This is a genomic window from Bradyrhizobium sp. (genome assembly GCF_047605465.1).
Lineage (GTDB): Bacteria > Pseudomonadota > Alphaproteobacteria > Rhizobiales > Xanthobacteraceae > Bradyrhizobium.
Window position 1 is genome coordinate 23,042 of record NZ_JASGFS010000073.1, and the last position, 6,004, is coordinate 29,045.

Annotated in this window: 6 protein-coding genes and 1 tRNA gene; 4 read left to right on the plus strand and 3 right to left on the minus strand. The window is 65.3% G+C overall.

What is annotated here, in order from left to right:
- Window position 1 precedes the first annotated feature (1 nt).
- Window positions 2-970: a cation diffusion facilitator family transporter gene (locus tag QM712_RS31915; protein ID WP_415027131.1), complete on the plus strand. Its 969-nt coding sequence runs from the start codon at window positions 2-4 to the stop codon at window positions 968-970.
- Window positions 971-1,178: 208 nt separating this feature from the next.
- Here QM712_RS31915 and QM712_RS31920 read toward each other — a convergent pair whose 3' ends face one another.
- Window positions 1,179-2,039, minus strand: coding sequence for a methyltransferase domain-containing protein (locus QM712_RS31920; protein WP_415027132.1), 861 nt, complete (start codon window positions 2,037-2,039; stop codon window positions 1,179-1,181).
- Window positions 2,040-2,168: 129 nt separating this feature from the next.
- Here QM712_RS31920 and QM712_RS31925 point away from each other — a divergent pair.
- The 3 genes from QM712_RS31925 to QM712_RS31935 all read left to right on the plus strand — a co-directional run bounded on the left by QM712_RS31925 (window position 2,169) and on the right by QM712_RS31935 (window position 4,760).
- Window positions 2,169-2,245: transfer RNA gene (locus tag QM712_RS31925), tRNA-Val, on the plus strand.
- 255 nt (window positions 2,246-2,500) lie between these two features.
- The gene (locus QM712_RS31930; protein ID WP_415027133.1) at window positions 2,501-2,815 is read left to right on the plus strand and encodes a hypothetical protein; all 315 of its coding nucleotides are present in this window, start codon (window positions 2,501-2,503) and stop codon (window positions 2,813-2,815) included.
- A 118-nt stretch (window positions 2,816-2,933) separates the two neighbouring features.
- On the plus strand, window positions 2,934-4,760 hold the full coding sequence (locus tag QM712_RS31935) for a caspase family protein (RefSeq protein WP_415027134.1): 1,827 nt from the start codon (window positions 2,934-2,936) through the stop codon (window positions 4,758-4,760).
- Window positions 4,761-4,947: 187 nt separating this feature from the next.
- Here QM712_RS31935 and QM712_RS31940 read toward each other — a convergent pair whose 3' ends face one another.
- Together QM712_RS31940 and QM712_RS31945 are read right to left on the minus strand one after the other, a co-directional pair.
- Window positions 4,948-5,352 (minus strand): GFA family protein, encoded by a 405-nt coding sequence (locus QM712_RS31940; RefSeq protein ID WP_415027135.1) that lies wholly within the window; start codon window positions 5,350-5,352, stop codon window positions 4,948-4,950.
- Window positions 5,353-5,417: 65 nt separating this feature from the next.
- On the minus strand, window positions 5,418-6,004 hold a 587-nt coding region (locus tag QM712_RS31945; RefSeq protein ID WP_415027136.1), incomplete at its 5' end, for a S16 family serine protease.

Genomic DNA, 6,004 nt, shown 5'->3' on the forward strand with positions numbered 1-6,004 from the left:
CGTGGCCAGCCACAATCATCACGGCCATCACCACCACGACCATGGCGGCCATGGGAATGGCCATGATCACGATCATGGCCACGGCCATGTCCACGCGCCCGCCAATTTCGGCAAGGCCTTCGCGATCGGCATTTCGCTCAACATCGCGCTGGTCGTCGCCGAAGCGTTCTACGGCTATATCGGCAACTCCACCGCGCTGCTCGCCGATGCCGGCCATAACCTGAGCGACGTGCTCGGCCTAATCGTGGCGTGGGCCGCCTCGGTCGCGGCCCGGCGGGCGCCGAGCGGGCGCTTCACCTACGGCCTGCGCGCCTCGACGATCCTGGCTGCGCTCAGCAATGCCGTTTTCCTGCTGGTCGCAACCGGCGCCATCGGCTGGGAGGCGATCCTGCGGCTGCGCGAGCCGGAGCCGATCGCCGGCGTGACCGTGATGGTGGTCGCGGGCATCGGCATCCTCATCAACGGATTCACCGCCATGCTGTTCGCGCGCGGACGCAAGGACGACATCAACATCGAGGGCGCCTATCTGCACATGGCGGCCGACGCCGCGGTCTCGCTCGGCGTCGTCGTCTCGGCGGCGCTGATCATCTGGACCGGCTGGCTCTGGCTCGATCCCGTGACCAGCCTCGTCATCTGTGCCGTCATCCTCTGGAGCACGACCAGCCTGCTGCGCGCCTCCGTCGACATGTCGATGGCAGCCGCGCCGAAGGGCACCGATCTCGACGCGATCAGGGCATTCCTGCTGCAGCGGCCCGGCGTCAGCGCGATCCACGATCTCCATGTCTGGCCGATCTCGACCACCGAAACGGCGCTGACCTGCCACCTCGTGATGCCGGCCGGCACGGTCGATGCGTTCCTGATGGAAACGGCGCGTCTCCTGAAGACGTCGTTCCGCATCGGCCACACCACGCTTCAGGTCGAGACGCATCCCGACAACGGCTGCGCGCTGGCGCCGGATGACGTGGTTTGAGGGCCGCGCGGCCGCTCCGATCTTCAGTGTCGTCCCGGACAAGCGAAGCGCGGATCCGGGACCCATCATCACACGACGAAGTTTGACGAGAACTCGCGGCTCCCGTCCTCGCACCACAATGTCGTCCCCGGGTTTGAGTCCCGGCCTACACCGGGATGACGCCAAGTGCTCGGCAGTGACGTCCGCGATGACGACGCGGAAAGCAGCGCTACGCCGCCTTCGCCGTCACGATCCAGATCGCACCCTGCAACGGGACGCTCTGCCCCCTGAGAAACGGCGCGAGCGTGTCGCGGATGGAAGCTCTGGCGGCGGCGCAGGTCTCGGGCGGGTGGCCCTGCAGCGCGCGGCTCGCCGGGCCGATCTGAAGCGAGCCGTCGACGGCGGCATCGAGCCCACCGCCGATCGCGATGTCCATCGCGAGATCGTGCGGCTCCATCGCCACGTCGACGAAGCCCGCACCTTCGAGGATGCGCATCACCCGCTCCTCCGCGGCGAAAGCGAACGGGCCCGGCTCCTCCGGCCCGACCGGCGGCATTTTCGGCACGTGCTTGTAGACCGCCATCAGCGGCGCCATCATCCAGGGGTTCTGCTTGGGCTCGCGCCAGCAGGCGAAAGCGAGCCGGCCCGACGGCTTCAACGCACGACGCAGATTGACGAACGAAGCGACGGGATCGGCGAAGAACATCACGCCGAAGCGCGAGGCGAGGAGATCGAAGCTCGCGGGCTCGAACGGATGCACCGTCGCATCCGCCAGCACGAAATCGAGCGGCAATCCCTTCGGCGCGAACGCACGCGCCTGCGACAGCATGGGATCGGAAACGTCGAGGCCGAGCGCAAAGCCGTTCGGCACCACCGCCTTTGCAAATGCGACGGTCGTAGCCCCCGAGCCGCATCCGACATCGATCACGCGCTCGCCGGGCTTGGGCCTGGCACGGTCGATCAGAACGTCGGCGATGGGGCCGAGCAGCTTTTCCTGGGCGGCGTGGCGATCGGCCCAGCGCTGGCCGCTCGGGCCGTTCCAATAGGCGATCTGATCAGCGTTCCCGGCGTGTCCGCTCGGCTGTTGCATGAGGCCCCTCCCTGTCGCTTTGTCGGCGGTCTTACCACGCCGAAAGCATCCCAAGCGGTCAAATGCACGCGGTTGCGGCAAGGCCGCCCCTTGCTCCGCCCCCCGCCGGGGCGCTAAAGAGGCGCCGTGGGGCGGTTAGCTCAGCTGGTTAGAGCATCTCGTTTACACCGAGAGGGTCCGCGGTTCGAATCCGTGACCGCCCACCAGATAACCAACTCAAATATTTGGCCTATTCAGCGTGTAGCAAGGCGTGCAGCGCTGCGATCGTTGATCCGTCGATCGGGCGCCCCCGAGCACGCCGGTCCTGGCGCCTGAGGACTCGCTGTTCTGTGAGCCGGCAGCGAAGGCCACCATTACACGCGCCGCCGGCGCGTTCGGCGGCTCCGCCAAGCGGATGAAGGATCGATACCTGCCCCCTGCCGCATCGACGCCGCGCGCTCCAACCTCGATTGGCATCGAGCTTGCTGGCATTGAGCTCAATCCCCAAGCTTGCACGGGGTCTGTTTCAGATCGAGGCGATATTCATGCGGCACATGTCCCGGTTCGACGCGACCACATCTCTTCACTTCCATGCCTTGCTCGCCGACTTGCAATGGCGGGTCAGGTTGCTGGAGGCCGATATCCACGAGGAGGAACAAAAGGCCGGCAACGCCGACCCCAGCAGCCTCTCCTACCCCATCCTGGCTCTCACGCTGCGGACGCGTCGTGACAATCTCTGCGCCTCCATCGGAATGCTGGAGAGCCGGGCACCAGCGAGCGTTGAACAGGCGGCCTAGTTACCAGCATTGCGGGAGCAACGACTGGCGCGCCTCGCGGCGTGACTAACGTCACATAAGTCACGCTTGCCTTCCGATAGCCTCTGGATACGCTGCGCATGGATCGTTCGGGGCTGAGATGGGCGCGCTACGCTGGCTTCTGTTGGTTTTCGCGTTCCTGCTGACCAGTGGCGCGGCCCAGGCGGAACGTCGGGTCGCGCTCGTGATCGGCAACTCCGCCTACAAGAACGTGGCCAGGCTTACCAACCCCGTCAACGATGCAACGCTTGTCGGGGGCATGTTCAAGAAGGCCGGATTTGACAGCGTCGAGGTCAAAGTGGACCTCACCATCCCCGAGATGCGTAAGGCCCTGCGAGACTTCGGCATGAGGACTCGCGATTCCGAGATCGCCGTCATCTACTACGCCGGGCACGGAATTGAGATCGACGGCAACAACTATCTCATTCCCATCGACGCGGTCCTCGAAGCCGATACCGACGTCTACGACGAGGCCTTTGCGCTCGACCGTGTTCTGGCCACGGTTGAGCCTGCGAAGCAGCTCCGCCTCATCATCCTGGACGCCTGCCGTGACAATCCGTTCGCCAAGTCCATGAAGCGAACGGTTGCGTCCCGCGCGATCGGACGCGGCCTTGCCAAGGTCGAGCCGACGAGCCCGAACACCATGATCGCATTCGCGGCAAAGGCTGGGTCCACGGCGTCGGATGGGGACTCGAAAAACAGCCCGTTCGCCGCGGCGTTGGTCGACCGCCTGCCGACGCCCGGCCTCGACTTGCGCAAGGCCTTCGGCTTCGTGCGCGATGACGTCTTGAAGAACACCGGTTACAAGCAGGAGCCCTATGTCTACGGCTCGCTTGGCGGCGACGATGTGCCACTTGTGGCAGCGAAGCCGGCAGCACCCGGTCCGCAGGCAAGTCCTGACGACGCAGTTCGCCGGAACTACGAACTTGCCCTGCAACTCGGCACCCGCGACGGCTGGAACGTTTTCCTCGCACAGTATCCGGACGGCTTCTATGCGGGGCTTGCCAAAGGGCAGATCAACAAGATCGCGGCCGAGGAAGCTCGCACCGCGGCAGTCGAAAAGGCGCGCCTGGCGGAAGACGAAAAGTCTCGGCTTGCCGTCGAACGGGCTCAGAAGACCGAACAGGACAAGGCCGCATCCGCTGCGAAGGTCGCGGAGGATGCCCGCCTTGCTGCCGAGAAGACCAAGCAGATCGAAGACGCAAAGGCCACGGCAGCCGAGCAGCGGCGGAAGGAGATCGAGGCCGCCGTTGCGAAGGCCCTGGCCGACAAGCAGACGGCAGAGAAGGCACTCGCCGGCAAGATCGCCCAGCAGGCCGCGGACAAGCAGACGACCGAGGCGAAAGCGAATGGCGAGAGTGACCAGAAGGTCGCCGTGCTGACGCCGACCTCATCACAACCGACTCTCTCGCCGCAGGAGACGGCGAAGCTGGTGCAATCGGAACTCCGGCGCGTCGGCTGCATGAGAGCCGAGCCCAATGGCGACTGGGGAGAAAGCGCACAACGCTCCCTGAGCTTGTTCAACAAGTACGCCGGCACCAAGTTCGACGCGAAGCTCGCGAGCTCCGATGCCCTCGATGCTCTCAAGGCAAAACCCGGCCGTGTCTGTCCGCTGGTTTGCGATCATGGTTTCAGGGCCGATGGCGACCAATGCACCAAGATCGCCTGCCGGGCCGGCTATCGCGTCAACGATGACAACGAGTGCGAGAAGACGACCGAGAAGAAGCCCGTTGCGACGCGCAACGACGGGACCAGGAAGGACGAGCAGAGGACGGGGCGGGAAGCAGCGCCAGCCAAGCCTCAAGCGAGCGGCCAGATATACTGCAACAATGCAGGTTGCAAGCCCGTGCCTCAAGGCTGTCGCCTGGAGTCTGGCGGAGACTCAAGCAAGAACAGAGGCACTGTCGGCGCGCTGACGTGTAATTGACCCCCGCCCCGATGCGCGCTCTCGCGCGCGCCCCTTTCGTCGGGTGAGAGTGCCCGGCCTCCGCCATTGGGACCTGAATCGAATCCTTGACCGCCCACGCGCTTGCGCTCGCGGAGCGAGGCAGACCGAAGCTCCGAAGCCGCAACAAGCGCAGGCGGGCAACGAGCTTCAGCCAAATGAACCCTTCTCAATCCCCCGGACGGCCCGGCAGCACCGGCACGGCATCGATCCACACCGCGGCCGACTGGCACCAGATCTGGCGGCTGGGCCGCAGCGCGTCGCGCTGACTGATGCTGCCCCAGCGGATACCCCAATCGTCGGCCTGATCGCCCTCGCCGCTCGTGAACAGCGGGGAACCGCAATCGGCGCAAAAATGCTGGAAGCGCATCCGGCCATTGTCGCCCCGCTTGCCGTAGACCTTGGGCGCCCCGCCGGTGAGCCTGATGTCGGCTTCGGTACAAACCGCCGTCACCCGGAACGGTGACCCCGTCAGGGCCTGGCAATCCCGGCAATGGCAGATCGAGACCGCCTCGGGATCGATCTCAGCCTCGTAGGTGATGTTCCCGCAATGGCATTGCCCGTCGATCCGCATGGTCTGTTCCCAAAACAAAAACGGCGCCCGAAGGCGCCGTTTTATCATCTTTTCGACTTGCGATCTCAGTGAGCGGTCAGGCCGCCGGCGGCTTCGTCGCCGTCCGGCTTCACCGTCACCTTGGTGTCCTCTTCCCAGACGATCGGAACCGGCTTCTTCACCAGCGCCTTGGCGACGACGTCGTCGAGGCGCGAGACCGGGATGATCTCCATGCCGCCCTTGATCGCATCGGAAATCTCCGTGAGATCCTTGGCGTTGTCCTCGGGGATCAGCACCGTCTTGATGCCGCCGCGCGCGGCGGCAAGCAGCTTCTCCTTCAGACCGCCGATCGGCAGCACGCGGCCGCGCAGCGTGATCTCGCCGGTCATCGCGACATCGTGGCGGACCGGAATGCCGGTCATCACCGAGATGATCGCGGTGGCCATCGCCACGCCCGCGGACGGACCATCCTTCGGCGTCGCGCCTTCCGGCACGTGCACGTGGATGTCGCGCCGGTCGAACAGCGGCGGCTCGATGCCGTAGGTGATCGCACGCGAGCGGACGTAGGACGCCGCCGCCGAGATCGATTCCTTCATCACGTCGCGCAGATTGCCCGTGACCGTCATCTTGCCCTTGCCGGGCATCATGACGCCTTCGATGGTCAGCAACTCGC

What these genes read in the sequence shown, in the direction of transcription:
- QM712_RS31920 (WP_415027132.1), bottom strand. Translation starts at nt 2,039, where the DNA reads ATGCAACAGCCGAGCGGACACGCCGGGAACGCTGATCAGATCGCCTAT.
- QM712_RS31935 (WP_415027134.1), top strand. Translation starts at nt 2,934, where the DNA reads ATGGGCGCGCTACGCTGGCTTCTGTTGGTTTTCGCGTTCCTGCTGACC.
- QM712_RS31940 (WP_415027135.1), bottom strand. Translation starts at nt 5,352, where the DNA reads ATGCGGATCGACGGGCAATGCCATTGCGGGAACATCACCTACGAGGCT.